Origin of the sequence: Govania unica, from assembly GCF_027920805.1 — a bacterium.
GTDB lineage: Bacteria > Pseudomonadota > Alphaproteobacteria > Sphingomonadales > Govanellaceae > Govanella > Govanella unica.
In genome coordinates, this window is the sequence record NZ_JANWOI010000002.1 from 443,551 (window position 1) to 462,246 (window position 18,696).

Below are 18,696 nucleotides of genomic sequence, written 5' to 3' on the forward strand. Positions count from 1 at the left end.
TGGTAATTAATAAAAATTTTAGGGTGCCATCATGTCAATTGTTAATTTTAAGCCCGTAATGTTTGCTGATCCTTCTAAAACAGGATCGGCATATATTTTTGTTCCTTTTGAAGGAATCGGAGTTGATCTTTCATTTTATTTGGGTGGGAATTCGCCTTCTATAGGGGACCGTCCCCTCACTAACGCTATTGGTGTTGTTTTTCAAGTTTCTGATGCTCAGTGGTCGTTTATAGATGGCGTTTCAAATGCTCAACATGGCACGATCCCAAGTTTTGTAAAAGTTGCTGGAAATTTGGGAACAGCTTATCAGGCTGGCATTGTTCTTGTTGACGCACATGAAGCTGCCAATTCTGGCGGGGACGTTAAACATGTATTATTAAATGGCGGCTTCTCCCTCATGGGTGGTGGTGGGGCTACGCTAGCCGGAGCTGAGTTTGGCGCAGTGATAGGGGCCCCCTTTGCAGCAGCCTCTGGGCCTGCTGCTCCTATTGTCGAGGGGGCTTTTGCCCTTGCAGGAGGACTTATTGGAGGGGGGATTTATGCATATTCTGGTCTTAGTCAGGTCTTGACCGACCTTGTGTTAGGCCCTTCAAAAAATGTACAGGTTGAATTTAATCTTGAGCGTGATTTATGGGGGTCTGTATTTAATATTGGAACGTTACCAACACAACAAAAAATACAGGATGCTCTTGCCAGTCTTGAAGGATTGTCTCCCTCCGCTCTTACGGTAGGTTGGAGTACGACTGGGAACTCTATCGAGACTTTTTCTTATAAAGGCGGATCAGTTGAATCTCAAACAACAGGTGGATTTAATAGTTATAGTAAAGCTTATTTTGACAGTGAAAATATACCAATCATTGAAAATATAATAGTAACACCCGGAAGTAATAACAATTTTATAAAATTTAAATTGAAACCTGATTTTAATATAGGGACAGTTGATGTTGTAGACGCACGATTAAATGATGAGTATTTGAATGATGATATGCGTCGCTCTCTTTTGGTGGCAATCAAGGCGGCGTTGCCTGATTTAAATCAGCAAGAGTTTAAAAATTTTTTTGATGACTATTCAGAATTTAAAGCATCCCTTGAAGATGGCATCGATGGTGCTCGCACTATTTCCGGAAGTGATGCAGACGGAAATTCCTATTTGCTTACTGTCGATAAATACGGAAAGGTTAGAGCAAAGGCCCTTTTTGCAGACACAAATGTGACTGTCGAGAAGATTCAGGGTGATGTAACAATTAGGGAATCGTACAAAGATGGGACGAGAGAAAAAGTTGATGTGCTCATTGGCAGTACAGGTATCTCTTATGGTCAGATCGGCTCAATCTTTGGTTCAACTCTAGGACGCCAGCTTGTTGGGAATGATCCTTTTGCACAAGTCGCGGCAGGGACATTTTTCGGAGCTCTAGGCCAAAATCTAGCTCAAATTGTCGGTTTCTCGGCAATAGACAGTTATAGCTTTAATAAAGCACTTGATGAATCATTTTCTGACTTTGGCCAGGATTTGGGGCAGGCTGCACAAGGAGCTATTACGTCTTTCCTTGTTGGCCAGTTGCTTGCTGAGGTTGGTCTCGATGGCATCGCAGGTGAGGTACTCAATACATCCGCTGGCTTTGTCCTTTCTACGATGGCGAGTAACATCGCAGAGGGTGTCAATGCTTTTAAGGGACTTGAGTTTGTAAATTTCGCCAATGTTATTGGGTCTTATATTGGCTCAAAGCTGGCAGCGGAAATTATAACATTTGATACTCTTGGTGGTCAAATTGGTGCAGCGGTTGGTGGTGCGATAGGCGCATACGTACTTGGTCAATGGGGTGCCAAGTTTGGTATGATTTGGGGGCCCATTGGGGCTGCGGTTGGAGCCTTTGTAGGCTTTATTGTTGGCGGACTTATTGGCTCCGTCTTTGGGGGCGCGCCACGTTCTGGTGCTGACGTCAGCTGGGACGAAACGACGAAACAGTTCACTGTTACCAATATCTGGTCCAAAAAAGGCGGCTCGAAAGATGCGGCGAAAGGGATCGCGGAATCGGTAGCTGGTACATATAATAATATTCTTAGTGCCGTGGGTGGAAAGTTAATTGCCCCGGACGAAGTGCAGGCCGGTAATTACGGCATGCGTAAGACTAAATATGTTTATAAGCCCACGTCGACAAAAGATAGCGACGCTATCACCCATACTTTTGATATGGATGAAAATGGCGCCAAGAAACTGATTTCCTACGGTGTATATGAGGGTCTTTCCGATATGATCGGACAGATCGCTGGTGGCGACATCTATGCTAAGCGCGCAATTGCCAAAACGATTTCAGAGGGTAATTTTGAAAACTCTCTCTTCTCGATTGACACCTTAATTGGCAATATCACCTCCGCACAAGACTATAGCCGGTATCTTGCAAACTCAACAGCTATCAATGCTTTGATCATCGCTGAACCAGATTCAGCTTTTGCTGCTGGTTGGATCATCACCATCGCTCAAGCCAATGAGTTGGGTCTTACTAAGCGTTCTGCAACTGACTGGACGGGGGGATTCTCTATCTGGTTGGATCAACTTAAAGACGGCCAAATTAATGGTGACAGCCTGACAGCGGCGCAATTCTCTGCTGTTTTTGATTTCATAGAATATGCTCGCGAGTGGCAGGTTTTTGATAGCAAAAATTATCTTCTGGGTTCGATCGGGGATACGATTTCTTCGGCTGACAAAGATATCATTGCGGGCACATCGGGTAACGACACCATACGTGTGTCCAGTGATTTTCTAGATGCAACATCATCAGGTGGAATTAATGCCGGTATCACGCTTAACGGTGCTGCCTACAATGGAACCGCCCACAAGATTGGTATTGCAGCGGTAATCGATGGCGGTGCCGGTGATGACGTGATTGAGGGTGGTGACCTTGGCAATGATCTCTTCGGAGGTACCGGTAATGATATCCTTTATGGTGGCAAGCTCGACGACTGGATCTTCGGCGGTGACGGCAATGATACTTTGCATGCTGGTGGCGTCGATGCCAATGCCAAGGGTGGTGATGGCAACTATCTGAACGGCGGTGCGGGGAACGATATCCTTTATGGCCGTGAGGGGTCTGACTGGCTTGAGGGCGGAGTGGATGTCGATATCCTCTATGGCGGTGCTGGGGGAGATATTCTTTCGGGCGGCGCGGGCGATGGCGATGAACTGTACGGCGGGGCGGGGAGCGATCAGTATCTCTTCCGCCTTGGTGACGGTGCGGATATTGCCTTTGATGATCCGGGCAATGCGGGATCCGGGGATCCAATTTCCGCGCGCTTGGCTGCAATTGCAGCAGGTGTCGTAGCTCGTGATTGGTCAGCCACCAATATTTATTCCGAAAATGGCGCACCTAGCGGCGAAGACAGTGTGGTCTTTGGGGCAGGTATTGGACTTGGTGATATTCAGCTGCAACGCTCCCCGACCGTTGGAGGTGTGGATGGCCAGGATTTGATCGTCAAGATCAAGCAGAATAATGTTCTGACCTCTGACCAAGTGGTGCTGAAGGATTGGTTCAACAGCTATAAGAAAATCGAATGGCTGGTCTTTGCCGATGGCCAGGCGATCCGCATTGCCGATTTTGTCTCCTTCACCGTCGGCACCGATGGCGATGATGTGATCATCGGTACGCAGGGCAATGACTTTGCCATTGGCGGTGCTGGAAATGATCTGTTGTCATTGCTGCAGGGTGATGACGTCGGGCTCGGCGGCAAGGGCCAGGATGCCGTCTATGGCGGAGCCGGAGATGATCTGATCGTCGGTGGCGACGATGATGACAAGCTCATGGGTGGCAAGGGCTGGGACGTCATCACCGGCGATAGCGGAGATGATGATATCTATGGCGGAGCCGGCAATGATCTTGTGTCCGGCGGACGTGGGAATGACATGATCGTCGGCGGAGCTGGCAACGATGTATTCCGGATCAGCCGTGGCGATGGCCGCGATACGCTGATGGATGATTACACGGATACTTGGGAAATCGTCTGGCAGAACGCCTATGTAAATGGCTTTAGTCGTAATGAGACCGATAATACGATCGGTCGTGGTGCTGATCTGATCTTTGATGGCACGAACTGGATCGGGTTTTTCGACTATGATGAAGAAACCCACACTCTGCGGCGCCATGTTCCGCCGAGCAGTGGTATCATGGCTGCAGATAACGGCACCAATGATGTGCTTGAATTCGGTTTGGGTATCGATATTCAGGATCTGATGCTGACACGGTCCGGCAATGATCTTTATGTCGGCATCTCCGAGGAGAACGCCACGGTTTCAAGCTTTGCATCACTTCCGGATAGAATCCGGTTACGGGATTGGTATGCGGTCACTCCGCAAATCGAGAAATTCGTTTTTGTAGCAACGGGTGCGCTTGATACTGAAAACACCAAACTCGGTGCGGCGAATGCCGTTGCGACGGATGGGAATGATACCCTGACGGGCACGGGCGGGGCTGACTGGATCACTGGGAATGGTGGTGACGATGATATTTTTGGCGGTGACGGCAATGATATCCTGAATGGCAATGCCGGACGCGATATCCTACGGGGGGGCGCAGGGGATGACGTCCTTTATGGCGGTGCTGGAGATGATCTGCTGATCGGCGGCGTTGGGACTGACACCCTTGTCGGCGGCGCAGGAAGCGATACGGCGTCTTATGAGGACACGGGATATTATCGGGTAGTCGTATATCTGAATGCTGCCCAATATAATGTCGGAATATTTGCGGCTGGGGATACGTACCATTCGATCGAAAATATCACGGGATCACCAACACATGACAAAATCGCAGGGGATGGTGCAGACAATGTCCTGACCGGGGGAGGGGGGGATGATGATGTCCTTGGCGGCCTTGGGGACGATACTTATGTCTGGAACATGGGTAACTCGCGTGATTACATTCGAGATGGAGCCTTCACGATTGAAGAGGTTGTGCATTCGAATGGTCAATTGGTTGATGGCTACACGAGTAATTGGGAATATCTCGAAACGATTGTGGAGTCTGGCGTAACCTATTATAGGTTCCGCCTGACAGTGAGCAGTAGCGATAATGTCATCGTCTATGATTACGACCAGTATAAATTTACGAGCTTTTTCCAGCAAAAACCTGAAATCTCATCCTGGAATACCAGTGGCTGGAAGGGCGGTTTCGCGCGCTCTGGTAATGATCAGCAAGTCACACGAGATAAATTCGATAGCACAATCAATGGTGGCGAAGATACCGTTGAATTTGGCCGGGGCATCAGCCTTTCTGAGCTGTATGGTTATTTCACCGGGCAGAATCTTTATCTCTGGACGCCTTTCGGCGATCTGTATCTTGTCAATCAGACAAATGTGAATTTAGCAATTGAGTGGTTGCAGCTTGATGATGGACTCTCGGTCAGCCTTACGAATTTTAAATCGGTTTATTGGGGCCATACCGTTAATGGTACGAATGGCAAAGATGACCTGATCTTTGGGGATGCTAGCGCTGACACGCTCTCGGGACTGGGGGGCAATGATATTCTGTCAGGCAGTGGGGGCAATGATGCACTCTATGGTGGCGACGGCGACGATCATCTCGAAGGTGGGACGGGCGCTGATGTGCTCGATGGCGGTGCCGGGAATGACACCATTCGCTATGTGACGTCTGCTTCTGGTGTCACAGTCGATCTTACAACCCAAACAGCCTCTGGCGGTGATGCGACGGGCGACACCCTGGTCTCGATCGAAAACGTCGTCGGCTCGATTTATGGCAATGATGTTCTGACCGGCAACGCCGGAGACAACCGCTTGTTTGGCCTTGATGGCAATGACACGCTGTCTGGGCTCGCCGGTGATGACGTGCTCGATGGCGGTGTGGGCAATGATCTGCTATATGGCGGTGCGGGTGAAGACAGCATCGCGGGCAGTGATGGCAATGATCAGGCCTGGGGTGGCGATGATAATGACATCATTGACGGCGGGGAGGGAGATGACATCCTCCATGGTGATGCCGGGGATGACAGTCTGATCGGTGGTCTGGGCGCCGATACATTATATGGTGATGATGGCAAGGATCTCCTGGTCGGCGGGGATGGCAATGACACGCTTTCCGGCGGGGCGGGGGATGACCAACTGGTCGGTGGGGCTGGTGATGACAGCCTGTCCGGCGGTGCCGGGGATGACATCTATCTGTTTGATGCCAAATCCGGCACGGATACGGTGGTCGATGCTGAAGGCGTCAACAGTATCGCCTTTGACGGTTCGGTCGACTATCGCCAGATCTGGATGACCCGGGTCAACAACGACCTGCGCATCGGCGTCATCGGCGGCAATGCCACCATCACGGTACAGAACTATTATGCGGCGGGTAGCCCGAGCCGGATCAAGACGATCGCCACGACCACCCATGCGGTTTATCTGGCTTATGCCGAGCCGCTGATTACCCAGATGACCGGCGCACTGACCACGACACCGACGGCCATGCCAACAGCCGTGACGACAGAACTGCCCAACTATTGGCATGCGGGCGGCAAGGCGGCGCCACGGGTCAGCGCCATCAGCATCACCATCGATGAGGATACGGCGTCTCCGCTGCAGGGCGTCGGTGCGATCGATCATGATGGGAACATCACCGGCTACGTACTCAAGACCGAACCCGCCCATGGCACGGTGACCCTGAACGCGACGACGGGGCAGTTTTCCTATGTTCCGGCTCTCAATTATTATGGCAGCGATGAGTTCTTCATCACGGTGACCGATGCGGACGGCCAATCGGTCGACGCCAAAGTGACCATGACCATTATTTCGGTCAATGATGCGCCGACCGATATCATCCTGACCGCGGCCGAGGCTTTTGATGGCATTCCCGAGAATACACTGACGGGTGTCACCCTCGGGACACTGCAGGCCCTTGATGTGGATGATCCGCTTGAAGGTGACTTCTTCGGTCAGCACAGCTATACGGTGTCTGACGCACGATTTGAGGTTGTCGGTGACAATACCCTACGCCTGCGCGTGGGCGAGAGCCTCGATTACGAGGCCGCGGCGACCATCGATGTGACGGTGACCGCGACCGACCGCTATGGGCTCGGGCTTGCTTACGTCAAGACCTTCACCATCGCCATCAAGGATCTGATCGATGTCATCAATGGCACGGCTTTCGCCGACACATTGATCGGGGCTCAGGGTGTCGATCATATCTATGGGCTTGCCGGCAATGATGTGCTCGAGGGCAGGGCTGGTGATGACCTCCTTGATGGCGGGGATGGCGCTGACATCCTGCACGGGGAGGAGGGTGCTGACACGCTCTTTGGTGGCAGCGGTGATGACAGCCTCTCTGGCGGAGACGGCAATGACATCCTCTGGGGCGGGGCGGGCCATGATGTCCTGGCCGGCGACAGCGGCAATGATGAGCTGCATGGTGGCGGCGAAAGCGATGTGCTGAGTGGCGGCAGCGGCAACAACAGCCTCTATGGCGATGAGGGCGACGATCTGTTCCTCGGCGGTGCCGGGGCGGACAGCTTCAATGGCGGGGCCGGGTCGGATACGGTCAGCTATGACGCGAGTACAGCTGCGGTTACAGTCTATCTCGATGGCAGCAGCAGTGCCACGGGAGACGCCGCCAATGACAGCTTGACGGCGATCGAGAATCTCCATGGCACAGCGTTCAACGACATCCTGAGCGGGGACGCAGGCGACAACCGGCTGGAAGGCCTTGCAGGCGATGACACGCTGCATGGCCTGGGGGGGAATGATGTTCTCCTTGGCGGTGCCGGGGCCGATATCCTCTATGGTGACGCCGGGGACGATCAACTCGATGGGGGTGATGGCGACGATACGCTTTATGGCGGTGCGGATAATGACACGCTGCTCGGGGGTGCCGGGAATGACACGCTCTATGCCGGGGATGGTGACGATATCATCGATGGCGGCACCGGCAATGATACGCTCGACGGCGGACTCGGCAACGACACCTATCTGATGCGGACCAGTTCGGGCGCCGATACCATCTGGAACTATGACCCGAGCGGCAATGACATCGACGTCATCGGCTATCAGGATATCAATTACAACGACCTGTGGTTCGAACGGGTCGGCGATGACATGGTGATTACGGTCATCGGCAGTGCGACCGTGACCACCATCAAGAACTGGTATGTGATCTCGACCAGCAATGATCGCGCCAATTACAAGATCGATTTTATCATCGCCGGCGAACGCTATACCAAGACCATCGATTCTGAATCTCTCGTCGATCTGATGGGCGTCCATGACAAGCCGGAGACCTTGACCGAGCGCGATACCCTGGAACAGGATACGAGCTATAAAAGCCAGCTTGAGACGCTCTGGACCGGCAATCAGGCGCCGGTGGTGACCGCCATCAGCAACCAACAGAAAGATGAGGATCAATCGCTGACGCTGACGGTCATGGCCACCGACGATATCACGCCGAACGCCGGGCTGACGGTTTCGATCGTACCGGTCAATCCGAGCGATCTGACCCAGGAAGACTGGAGCCTGGTCAAGACCGTCACCATCGGCGCGGCCGACAGCAATGGTGATCGTCAGGTCACCATTCAACCGAAAGACCATGTCCATGGCACGGTGACCTTCCGGGTCCGCGCCGTCGATGCCGGCGGGATCTTCTCGTCAGACCAGATCTTCACCCTGACCATCAATGCCAAGGCCGACATGCCGACCATCACCCAGCTTGCGGCCGGAACCGGCAATGCGGCCACGGGTGTGGCCTTGCATATCCAGGCGAGCTTCCCGGATCAGGACGGCTCGGAGGTCCAGGAGATTGTCATCAGCAATCTGCCCTCGGGCCTCAGCCTCAATAAAGGCAGCTACAACGCGACCCTCGACGCCTGGGTGGTGGCGGCCAATCAGCTGTCGGGCCTGATGATCACCGGGCCAGCCAGCTGGTATCAGGATCTCAACCTCAGCGTCTATGCCCGAACCCGGGAACAGAGCAACAATGACAGCGCTCAGACCACGGCCCAGTCGCTGACCGTGGTGATGAATGCAGCGCCGACGGATCTGGCACTGACGGCTTCGGTGTCGGAGTTCACCAGCAATGAGGTCGTGGTTGGCACCGTCGGTTATACAGACCCAGACGGCGACACGAACATGAGCTTTACACTGCTCGATGATGCTGGCGGCCGCTTCAAGATGGATGCCAATGGGGTTATCCGGGTCAAGAACGCAACCCTTATTGATTACGAAACCAACGCATCTCACCAGATCCAGGTCATGATCACCGATCCGGCGGGGCTTACTTATTCAGAGACTCTGAGCATCAATATTGTGGATGAGAACGAGCGCCCGAGCTTCTCCGCCGCAAGCTATAGTTTCGCCAATGTGTCCGAGTTTGCTGCGGTGAACACGGTCGTCGGCAGTGTCAGTGCGACCGACCCGGATCTTGCAACGCAGCCGACCGGCGTCAAGAAGTACTATTTTGTTCATATCAACTCGTCAGTACAGGCGATTACGGTGGACGGCACCTATAGACTATCTCAAACGACGCGTGATGGCCGCTTCCAGATTAATCAGGAAACCGGACAAATCACCGTGGCCGGTGGATTGTCACAGAGTGACAATCAGAGTTTCAATTATACGGTTGTGGTCTGGGACGGCATGGCAAACGGCCGATTGGCGACAGCTACTATTAACCTTGCTGTGACGGACATCAATGAGGCTCCAACAATTGGCAATCAGACATTCAATATTGATGAGGGCGATTATGCGCCAGGGCCACAAAGTGGGTCTATTGCGACATTAGCCTTTGCAGATCCTGATGTTCTGACGGCCAATCGTAATCATAAGTTCACAATTGTGAGCGGGAATCCCAATAACTCTTTCCGGATAGATGATAACGGAAAAATCTGGGCGGATATGATCCTGGATTATGAAAATCTGGCTCATCGGACCATCACACTTGGCGTGCAAGTGACGGATCAAGGCGGTACTGGATTGAGCTCATCTATCGCGACGGTGACAATCAATCTCAGAAATGTAAATGAAGCGCCTAAACCCTACGTGAGTGGTTTGCCGAACAGTCCAACCTCGACATATACACTGCAGTCCATGGTTATGGGTTCGAATATAAATATTCCGGCACAGGTGGACATTCTTCCAGGAGATCCAGACAATAACGGTCCCTTTGTCTATACCGTTCATAATCAGGTAGGGGGAAATGTATCAATAAACCAGAATGGCCATTTGGTCGTATATGGCGCCTCGACTTTCTCCGTTAGGGTCACGGATGCTTCTGGGTTGCAGGGCGTTATTTATTTTGCGGTCGAGCATAGTATCGTTCCGGAATGGCCCATTGTCTTTGACTTGGATAATGACGGCCTGGAACTGATCTCTGTGGCGGCCTCCACGGTGACGTTTGACATGAACAATGATGGCACCCCCGATCGCACTGGTTGGGTTGCGGCGGACGATGGATTCCTCGTTCTCGATCGCAACGGCGATGGCATTGTGACCGATGTATCTGAATTTTCCTTTGTTGCGGATGTTGTTGGGGCCCGGTCTGACCTCGAAGGTCTTCGTGCTTTTGATAGCAACGGTGACAACATGCTTGATGTAGAAGACGCACGCTTCGGTGATTTCCACGTCTGGCGGGATCTTAATCAGAACGGAGTGAGTGATGCGGGTGAGCTCATGACCCTGACCGATGCCGGGATCGCGGCTATCAATCTGACATTGACGACGACGGGAGCTGGTCTGGGAAATATCGAAGATAATGTAATCTATGGCACGGCTGATTACATCCGTACCGATGCCACCATCGGCACGGTTGGGGATGTGATGCTCGCTTATGTTCCAACGCCGCCTCCTGCGCCTAAAGAAGAGGACATAACGCTCGCTCTTCCCATCGTCTTCGATATGGATGGCAATGGTCTCGATATCGCGGCGATCTCCGCGTCGAGAACCTATTTCGACATGGACGGCGACGGCGACCGCGATCGCACCAGCTGGACCAAGGGCGAGGATGGCATCCTGGCACTTGACCGCGACGGCAATGGCAAGATCGAGGGCATCTCGGAAATCTCCTTTGTCAAGGACAAGGAGGGCGCGAAGACCGACCTTGAAGGCCTGGCCGCGTTCGACAGCAATGGCGACGGCAAGCTCTCGGCCCTTGATGATCGCTTTGGCGAATTCCGGATCTGGCAGGATCGCAATCAGGACGGCATCAGCCAGGCGGGTGAGCTGCGGACCTTGGCTGAGGCGGAGATCGTGGATATTGCCCTCAGCAATGCCACGCCAAGCAACGGTCGGAGCGATATCGGCAACAGCAAGATCTTTGCCACCACGCGCTATACCCGTTTCAACGGCACCCAAGGTGACGTGGGCGACATCGGTTTTGAATTCAAGGCCGATCTCAATGCGGCCGAGCCGTTGAATTTCGACGCCAAAATGAAAAAGTATCGCCTCGTGACCCAGGGCGGGGAGCTGTTCATTCGCCGCACCAATACCATGGGGGTCTATGATCCCCTGGCCGGCTTGATCCGGGACGGGGCGCCGCTCACCTTCAAGAACGGCACGGTGACCTATGCGGCGCCGATCATTCTCGATCTTGACGGTGACGGCGTCGAGATGAAGAAGGCCTCGAAATCCAAAGCCCGCTTCGATATGAACGGCGACGGCGTAGCCGACGATACCGGCTGGCTCGGCAAGGGGGACGGGTTCCTCGCCCTCGACCGCAACGGCGACGGCATCATCAATGATATCGGGGAGATTTCCTTCCTCAATGACAAGCTCGGGGCGACCAGCGATCTCGATGGGCTCTCGGCCTTTGACAGCAACAAGAACGGCAAGCTCGATATCGGCGACACCCGGTTCGCCGAGTTCCGGGTCTGGAAGGATGCCAATGACAATGGCGTGACCGATGCCGGTGAGCTGAAGTCGCTGACCGACGCCGGGATTGCCAGCATCGGTCTCGCCTCCCATGCCGTGAACCAGGAATGGAAGGTCGGCAGCAATATCGTTGTCGGCACCGCAAGCTTCGAACGGGCCGATGGCTCCACCGGGACGGCGGGGGATGTGATGCTGGCCTATAAGGCGGCGTCCCGGCCGCCCGTGACCACGGATGCCAGGCTCAACCAGCTGATCCAGGCCATGGCCAGCTTCGGCGCGGAGGGCGACGGCGGGCTCTCAGCCCAACGTGTCCTGCTGGAGGAGCGGGCGGCGCAACTGGCGGCCAGCAGCCTGCATCAGTTCTGATCAAGGACGGGGCTCCCGGGCGAGATGCCAGGGGCCCTTTCCCCCTGCCGCCCGGCATGCCAGAATGCTCACAATCGTTTAGCTAAAGGATGGATCCTCGTGACCGCAAACAACCCCACTGTCAGCCATGTGTTTGGTGAACTGACCTGGCTTCTGACCCAGTCTCCGCTACACCGTCATCTGAAACTCGCCGATCTTGAATGGCTGATCATGCCGCCGCTGCTGCATCGCCAGTTCTATGTGTTCCGCGACGGCGACAAAACCATCGGCGTGGCGCTCTGGGCCAAACTCTCCGACGCGGCTCAGGACAAGCTCAACAAGCCGCTGCTTGAGGCGGAAAATCGCCTGACGCCCGACGATTGGGTCTCGGGCGAAAATGTCTGGCTGATTGATCTCGTGGCCCCCTTCGCCACGCCCGAAAACCGCCATCGCGAAATCATGGTCGCCGACCTCATCTCTGGCCCCCTCAAGGGCCAGCAGTTCCGTCTGCATAAAACCGATCCGCAGACCGGCAAGCGCGAGGTGGTGACGGTCGAGGCTGATGCTGGCGAAAAATTGAAGGCGGTGATCGAGAAGGCCGCCGCCGGGTTGAAAGACGACAAGGTCCATTGAGGGGCAGTATGATGGCAGGACGGGTGTTCTCGATCGGGCCGGGGGCTCTCCTGCTGTTGCTCTCGCTGTCCGGTTGTGTGCAGGGTCCATCCTGCCAAGGACAACCGCCCGGCGAGGCATCGGCGTTGTCCAGTGATGCAGGGGCGCGGACCGCAATCGAAACCAGCTCTCTCGTGAGCCTGCAATGCTGGGCGGATTCGGGAAATCAGATCAGCCAATATCTCCTCGGCTATGCCTATGAATATGGCCTGGGGACCACCCCTGACCGCGCCAAAGCCATCAGGGCCTATCAACAGGCCGCAACCCCACGCAGCAATCGCACCTATATCTATTCTCCGGCCGTCGGCAAGGAAAGCCACGGCCGCGTCATCCCTGTCACCACCGGACCCGACACGCCGGGCCTGCCGCAGGCCAGGGCAGCCCTCGCGCGGCTCGGCGAGCGGTGAGGGGAGGCAGCAGAAGCCCACAAACATGCGGTCGTTCCCTTCTTGACCGTCTGAAATTGCCCAACGGATTTTGAAATCTTGGTCGGGGCTTGCTTTGGGCGAGAATTTAGGGAATATTTTAAGGGCAGCTGGCCGCCCGTCGGCTGTGGGGCGTGGAAACCCCAAAAGAGACCCGCAGGCGATTTCATAATTATGGGCCGGGTCGCGCGAAATGTCCGAGGGTCGGACGATGAGCGGCTGTTCGCAGTCCGCTCGGTTTTCGTCTTGCCTAAAATAGCGCGCCCGTACTCTTTTCGGGTTCCACTACCCGGCCCGCCTTATGGCCGGACGCCCCATTCCTTATGGAAAATGGGGTTTGTCCATGGCGTCCCTCGTCCGATCCATTCCTTATGCTGCTCTGTCCTTACAGTCTGATTTGGCTCGATATCTGCCGTGCGTTCCAGAGACGTCAGGGGGCGGTCATGCATGACAGGTCACCCCGGCCAAATAGTGCAACTGTCGTTGATGATGGCGGAAATCCAATTCAAAAACTTATGATCGAGGACCTTTTTCAGAATCACGCCCCGGATTTATTGCGGTTCTTGCGCCGGCGTATCCAAGATCCTGATCAGGCATCTGACCTTGTGCAGACAGTCTTTGAACGTCTGATTGCCAAATATGCATCCTGTCACCAGATCGAACACCCCTGGGCGTTTCTGCTGCAGATTGCCCGCAATGCACTGATTGATGCGGTGCGCAGAAAACAGACCCGTGACCAGTATGTCGCACAGTATAAAGCCTGTACCGAGGCCGGTCAGCTCTTCGCCGCGGAAAACGATCAGTCACCGGAACATATTCTGTCGCAGCGGCAATCGTTTGATCAGCTCACCACGCTCATTTTGGGTCTGCCGCCCAAACGGCGCAGGATATTTATTCTGAGCCGCATCCATGATCTTCCCGTGGTGGAGATTGCGCGGCAGGAGAAAATGTCGGAACGTGCCGTACGCGGGCATGTGGAGCGTGCCCTCGCAGATATTCGTGCAGCAATGGATCGTCCTCCACCTCAGCGGTCCTGCAGGACAGAAAAGCGATAGCCGAAATGGAGACGGATGCACAAACTCTGCGGATGCGGCGGAAGGCCGCCTATTGGGTGACGCTTTTGGAAGCCGATACCCCGGATGAGGGGGATCACCTGCGCTTCGAGGACTGGCTGGCGCTCGACCCCAGGCACAAACAGGCCTATGACGAGATTGCCGCGATTTGGCGCACAAGCCGTGAACTTACAGATTTGGCGGCCCTCGAGGTTCCGGATATGGCGGGCAGGGGTGGCCTCAAATCCTTTCCGGGAAAGCTCTTCAGGCAGGGCCAGCAGAGACGGATCGGTCTTGGCTTGTCCGCGCTTGCCATTGGCCTCACCTTGATTTTGAGTTCGCTTCCTCAGAGCCTCGATGGAGCGCGCTATGTCACCAAGACGGCGGAAGTCAGACAGCTTACCCTTGCCGATGGCAGTCGCGTGACGCTCGGGCCAAAATCCCGTCTTGAGGTCACGTTCAAAGCGGACCGCCGACAATTGAGCTTGACCGGTGGCGAGGCCTATTTTGTGGTTGCAAAAGATGCGGCGCGTCCCATGCACCTTCAGATCGACGGCGTCGAGATTCGGGTGGTCGGCACAGAGTTCAATATCCATGAGGGCCCCGCAGGCGTGACTGTGGAAGTCGTCGAAGGGGTCGTCGAAGTTCATGTTGCGGATGCGGACAAGGCCGGAAAACGCGATGCGGAAACAAAGATCCGCCTTTATGCCGGACAAAAAATAATTGCTCCCTCGACGGACAGATTTGATCCGCAAGATATCACCTCTGCAGACTATCCCGGCAGCTGGCGGTCGGGGCGTCTCATTTACGAGAACACCGCCCTGGCCGAGGTTCTCGCTGACATGAACCGCTATTCGGAGAGCGTGATTATGGTTGGCTCTCCGGAGCTTGCCAAGCGACCGGTCTTTGCCTCCTTCAAGACGGACCAGATCGATCAGATGATTGCAAGGCTTGAAGGCCAGCTGTCTCTGGTCGCCGATCGCACAACCCCTGGCCGGATCATCCTCAGAGCGAGACCGAGCGCCTGAACTGATGACATTCTGCCAGAGGCTCAAAGAAAATCTTGAGGATTGAGTGCTTCTCTCGTCTTGAATTCTATTTGACGTGCGCAATCGCTTGTCCTGTCTCCATCAGACGATGTGCCGTCAGAAAGTTTGTGGCGGTTCTCACGGGTCGTCCGTTCCTCTTCCTAGACGAAAGATCGACGCCATGGAGCAGCCATGGCCAGCTCGATCTGTCATATGGGGAGAAGATTCATGGGACATCTGAAACCATCCGGTGCAGAGCGCCGATCCGGATATGCAACCGCTGTTTCCGTCATTGCCTTGGCCGTTTTTTATGGAACAGTCCCGGGCCAGGCGGCCTTTGCTCAGACGACTGAGGGGAAGGAGCAGAGCAGAACCTGGGCCTTGAATATTCCGTCTCAGGCGCTGTCCACATCGCTGCTGGCCCTGTCGGAGCAAATGGATCTTCTGGTGGTCGCAACGCCGGACCTCATTGCGGCCAAACAGGCGCCGGAACTCAAAGGACAGTTATCGTTACAAGACGCGCTCGACCGTCTCTTCAAGGATAGCGGGCTCGCCTATGAGGTCACCGCAGATCGCCAACTTATTCTCCATCGCACAGAAGCGCGGCCGGGATCCGCTTTGGAGACAGGCGGATCTGCCATGTTCACCTCCCTCGAAACAAATCCGGGGGAGCAGATCGCCCATGATGCGTCCGATGACATGTCTCCGAGAAAAAAGCCGGCTGTGGCGCTTGACCTCGAGGAGATCGTGGTGACCGGCTCGAATATCAGGGGCGCCAATGTGATCGGATCGAAGCTTTTTGTGTTTGATCAGGAGGATATTCGTCGCACGGGATTTTCATCGGTTCAGGATGTGGTGCAAAGCTTGCCGCAGAATTTCGGCGGCGGCCCCAATGCGATGACGGCACCACTTCAGGGAACCGAAAACGGCGCTCAGTTCGCCAATCGGAATTTCGGCGCCTCCATCAATTTACGCGGACTGGGCGCGGGCTCGACGCTGACCGTCATCAATGGTCGCCGTATCGCCGCAGCTGGCGGCGGAACCTTTGTTGATATTTCAGCCCTTCCGCTGTCGGCTGTGGAGCGGATCGAAGTCTTGCCGGACGGGGCCTCGGCGATCTATGGGACCGATGCCATTGCCGGGGTGACCAATATCATTCTCAAGCAGAATTATGAGGGTGCGGAAACCCGTCTGCGCTATGGCACGGTCACCGAGGGTCGGCAACAGGAGTATAAGGCGAGCCAGCTCTTTGGCACCAACTGGCAGGGCGGCGGCCTTGTTCTGAGCTATGAATATCAAAAGATCGAGCCCCTCTTTAGCGAAGAGCGCGACTTTTCCGCCAGCAGTGACTTGAGATCTTTGGGCGGGAGCGATTACCGCCTGCCGTTCAGCAATCCCGGGACCCTTCTGGCAGGCGGCAAAAGCTTCGCCATTCCGCAGGGACAGGACGGCACATCCTTGACCGCGGGCGATTTTATCTCCAGCACGGCAAACCTTGGCAATGACCGCCGCGGCACGACCTTGTTTCCGAAGCAGGAGCGCCACAGTTTTTATGGCCATCTGCACCAGGAGCTCTCGGGCGGATTGCGTGTCTTTGCCGAAACGCTTTACACAACGCGCAAATTTGAAGCGCGCCGGCCAGCCAAGACCCTCACCCTGACCGTGCCGGCAACCAATCCCTTTTATGTCAACCCGGTCGGCGGCCTGTCGCCCGTGCAGGTCCGCTATAGTTTTCTCGACGATCTTGGTCCGCAAATTGATCAGGGCAGGGTGGAATCCTATGCGCTCGTCGCCGGAGCTTCCCTTGATCTCAGCGCCGGATGGCAGACTGAACTCACCGGAACTTATAATGGCTCCAGTGAGAATGGCGGCTTGCGCAGCGGTGCCGTCAATATGAGCGCGCTCACGAGAGCGCTGGCGGACCCCAATCCACGGACGGCCTTCAATCCCTTCGGTGACGGCTCCCACAGCAATCCCGCAACGTTAAAACAGATCTCGGGATACTCGACCACCAATCGGGGGTTTGATCTCTGGACCCTGGATGTGAAATCGGATGGCCCATTGTTCGCCTTGCCCGGCGGCATGGTCAAGCTGGCGCTCGGCGGCCATTATCGCAAGGAGAGCTGGCTCATCGAGCGGCTGGATTTCGAATTGGCGTCCGATACAAAATTCTCTGTGGCTCAGGACATGACCCGTGACGTGCGGGCGGCGTTCACGGAACTGCTCGTGCCTCTCGTCGGGGACGGCAATCGCCTGCCGGGGATCGAGCGGCTGGATCTGTCCGCGGCTTTCCGTCTCGAGGACTATAGTGATTTCGGCTCGACACGAAATCCGCGCTTTGGCCTTGCCTGGTCGCCGCTCCCCGGTCTCAGTCTGCGCGGAACCTATGGCACCTCGTTCCGGGCGCCCATTCTCAGTCAGCGTGACACCAGTCTCAATCAGGTGTTCTTTTTTCCCTTGAGAGACCCGAAATCACCGCGCGGACTTTCGAACGCAATTCTTCTGACCGGCAATGATCCTGACCTCGGGCCGGAGACGGCAACGACCTGGACCGTCGGCGTCGATTTCCGCCCCGTCACATTGCCGCGCTTCAATCTGTCGCTCACCTATTTCGACACGCGCTTCAAGGATCGCCTGGGGCAGGTGACGGATCTTGGCCTGCTTGCGAAGGATGATATCTTCGCTCCCCTGATCATGCGCAATCCCGCCGCGGCCAATACCTTGGCCTATTTTGCCGATCCGAAACTTGTCAATGTCGTGGGCTCGACCGATCCGGCCGCGGTCGATGCCATTGTCAATGCGCGCCTGACCAATATCGGCCGCAGCCTCGTTCGGGGGCTCGATGTGACGACGCAATATGGTCTCACCACCGGGGTCGGTGACTTCATCCTGCAGGTGAATGGCAGCCTGCTTTTTGATTTCAAGGAGTCGGTGACAGATACGGCCCCTTATGTCGATCTCGTCGACACGCTCGACCGGCCGGTCGATTGGCGCTTGCGGTCCAGCCTGTCCTGGGCCTATGGCGGCTTCACCACGACGGTCTTTGTCAATTATACCGACAGCTATAAAAACAAAAATATCATTCCCGCCGAAACGGTGAGCAGCTGGACCACGGCGGATCTGACGGTCAGCTACTGGACCGGGGATCAGTCCGCGCGCCCCTGGTTGCGGGACCTCGGCTTTACCTTCAGCGCCATCAATGTAACCAATGCAAGGCCGCCCTTTGTCGACAATCCGCGTGGGATCGGCTTTGATCCGGAAAAGGCCAGTCCACAGGGCCGCTTCCTGGCCTTCGAGATCACCAAACGGTGGTAACCGCGCCATGAACACCAGCT

General features: G+C 55.2%; 6 protein-coding genes. All 6 read left to right on the top strand.

Annotated elements, in window-relative coordinates; all coding sequences use genetic code 11:
- Positions 1-31 precede the first annotated feature (31 nt).
- Positions 32-12,205: a cadherin domain-containing protein gene (locus NYP16_RS06825; protein ID WP_274943371.1), complete on the top strand. Its 12,174-nt coding sequence runs from the start codon at positions 32-34 to the stop codon at positions 12,203-12,205.
- A gap of 99 nt (positions 12,206-12,304) precedes the next feature.
- Positions 12,305-12,817, top strand: a complete 513-nt coding sequence (locus NYP16_RS06830) for a toxin-activating lysine-acyltransferase (protein ID WP_274943372.1) — start codon at positions 12,305-12,307, stop codon at positions 12,815-12,817.
- Between the two features lie 11 nt (positions 12,818-12,828).
- A complete protein-coding gene (locus tag NYP16_RS06835) occupies positions 12,829-13,263 on the top strand; it encodes an SEL1-like repeat protein (RefSeq protein WP_274943373.1) in 435 nt (144 codons plus the stop codon).
- Between the two features lie 461 nt (positions 13,264-13,724).
- Complete coding sequence (locus tag NYP16_RS06840; protein WP_274943374.1) at positions 13,725-14,336, top strand: RNA polymerase sigma factor; 612 nt, start codon at positions 13,725-13,727, stop codon at positions 14,334-14,336.
- A 5-nt stretch (positions 14,337-14,341) separates the two neighbouring features.
- Positions 14,342-15,361, top strand: a complete 1,020-nt coding sequence (locus NYP16_RS06845) for a FecR family protein (protein WP_274943375.1) — start codon at positions 14,342-14,344, stop codon at positions 15,359-15,361.
- A gap of 228 nt (positions 15,362-15,589) precedes the next feature.
- Positions 15,590-18,676 carry a TonB-dependent receptor gene (locus NYP16_RS06850; RefSeq protein ID WP_274943376.1) on the top strand — a complete coding sequence of 1,029 codons (3,087 nt, stop codon included), beginning with the start codon at positions 15,590-15,592 and terminating at the stop codon, positions 18,674-18,676.
- The last annotated feature ends 20 nt before the right edge of the window (positions 18,677-18,696 follow it).

Coding starts and splice junctions, on each gene's coding strand:
- NYP16_RS06825 (WP_274943371.1), top strand. CDS start 32: ATGTCAATTGTTAATTTTAAGCCCGTAATGTTTGCTGATCCTTCTAAA.
- NYP16_RS06835 (WP_274943373.1), top strand. CDS start 12,829: ATGGCAGGACGGGTGTTCTCGATCGGGCCGGGGGCTCTCCTGCTGTTG.
- NYP16_RS06840 (WP_274943374.1), top strand. CDS start 13,725: ATGCATGACAGGTCACCCCGGCCAAATAGTGCAACTGTCGTTGATGAT.
- NYP16_RS06845 (WP_274943375.1), top strand. CDS start 14,342: ATGGAGACGGATGCACAAACTCTGCGGATGCGGCGGAAGGCCGCCTAT.
- NYP16_RS06850 (WP_274943376.1), top strand. CDS start 15,590: ATGGGACATCTGAAACCATCCGGTGCAGAGCGCCGATCCGGATATGCA.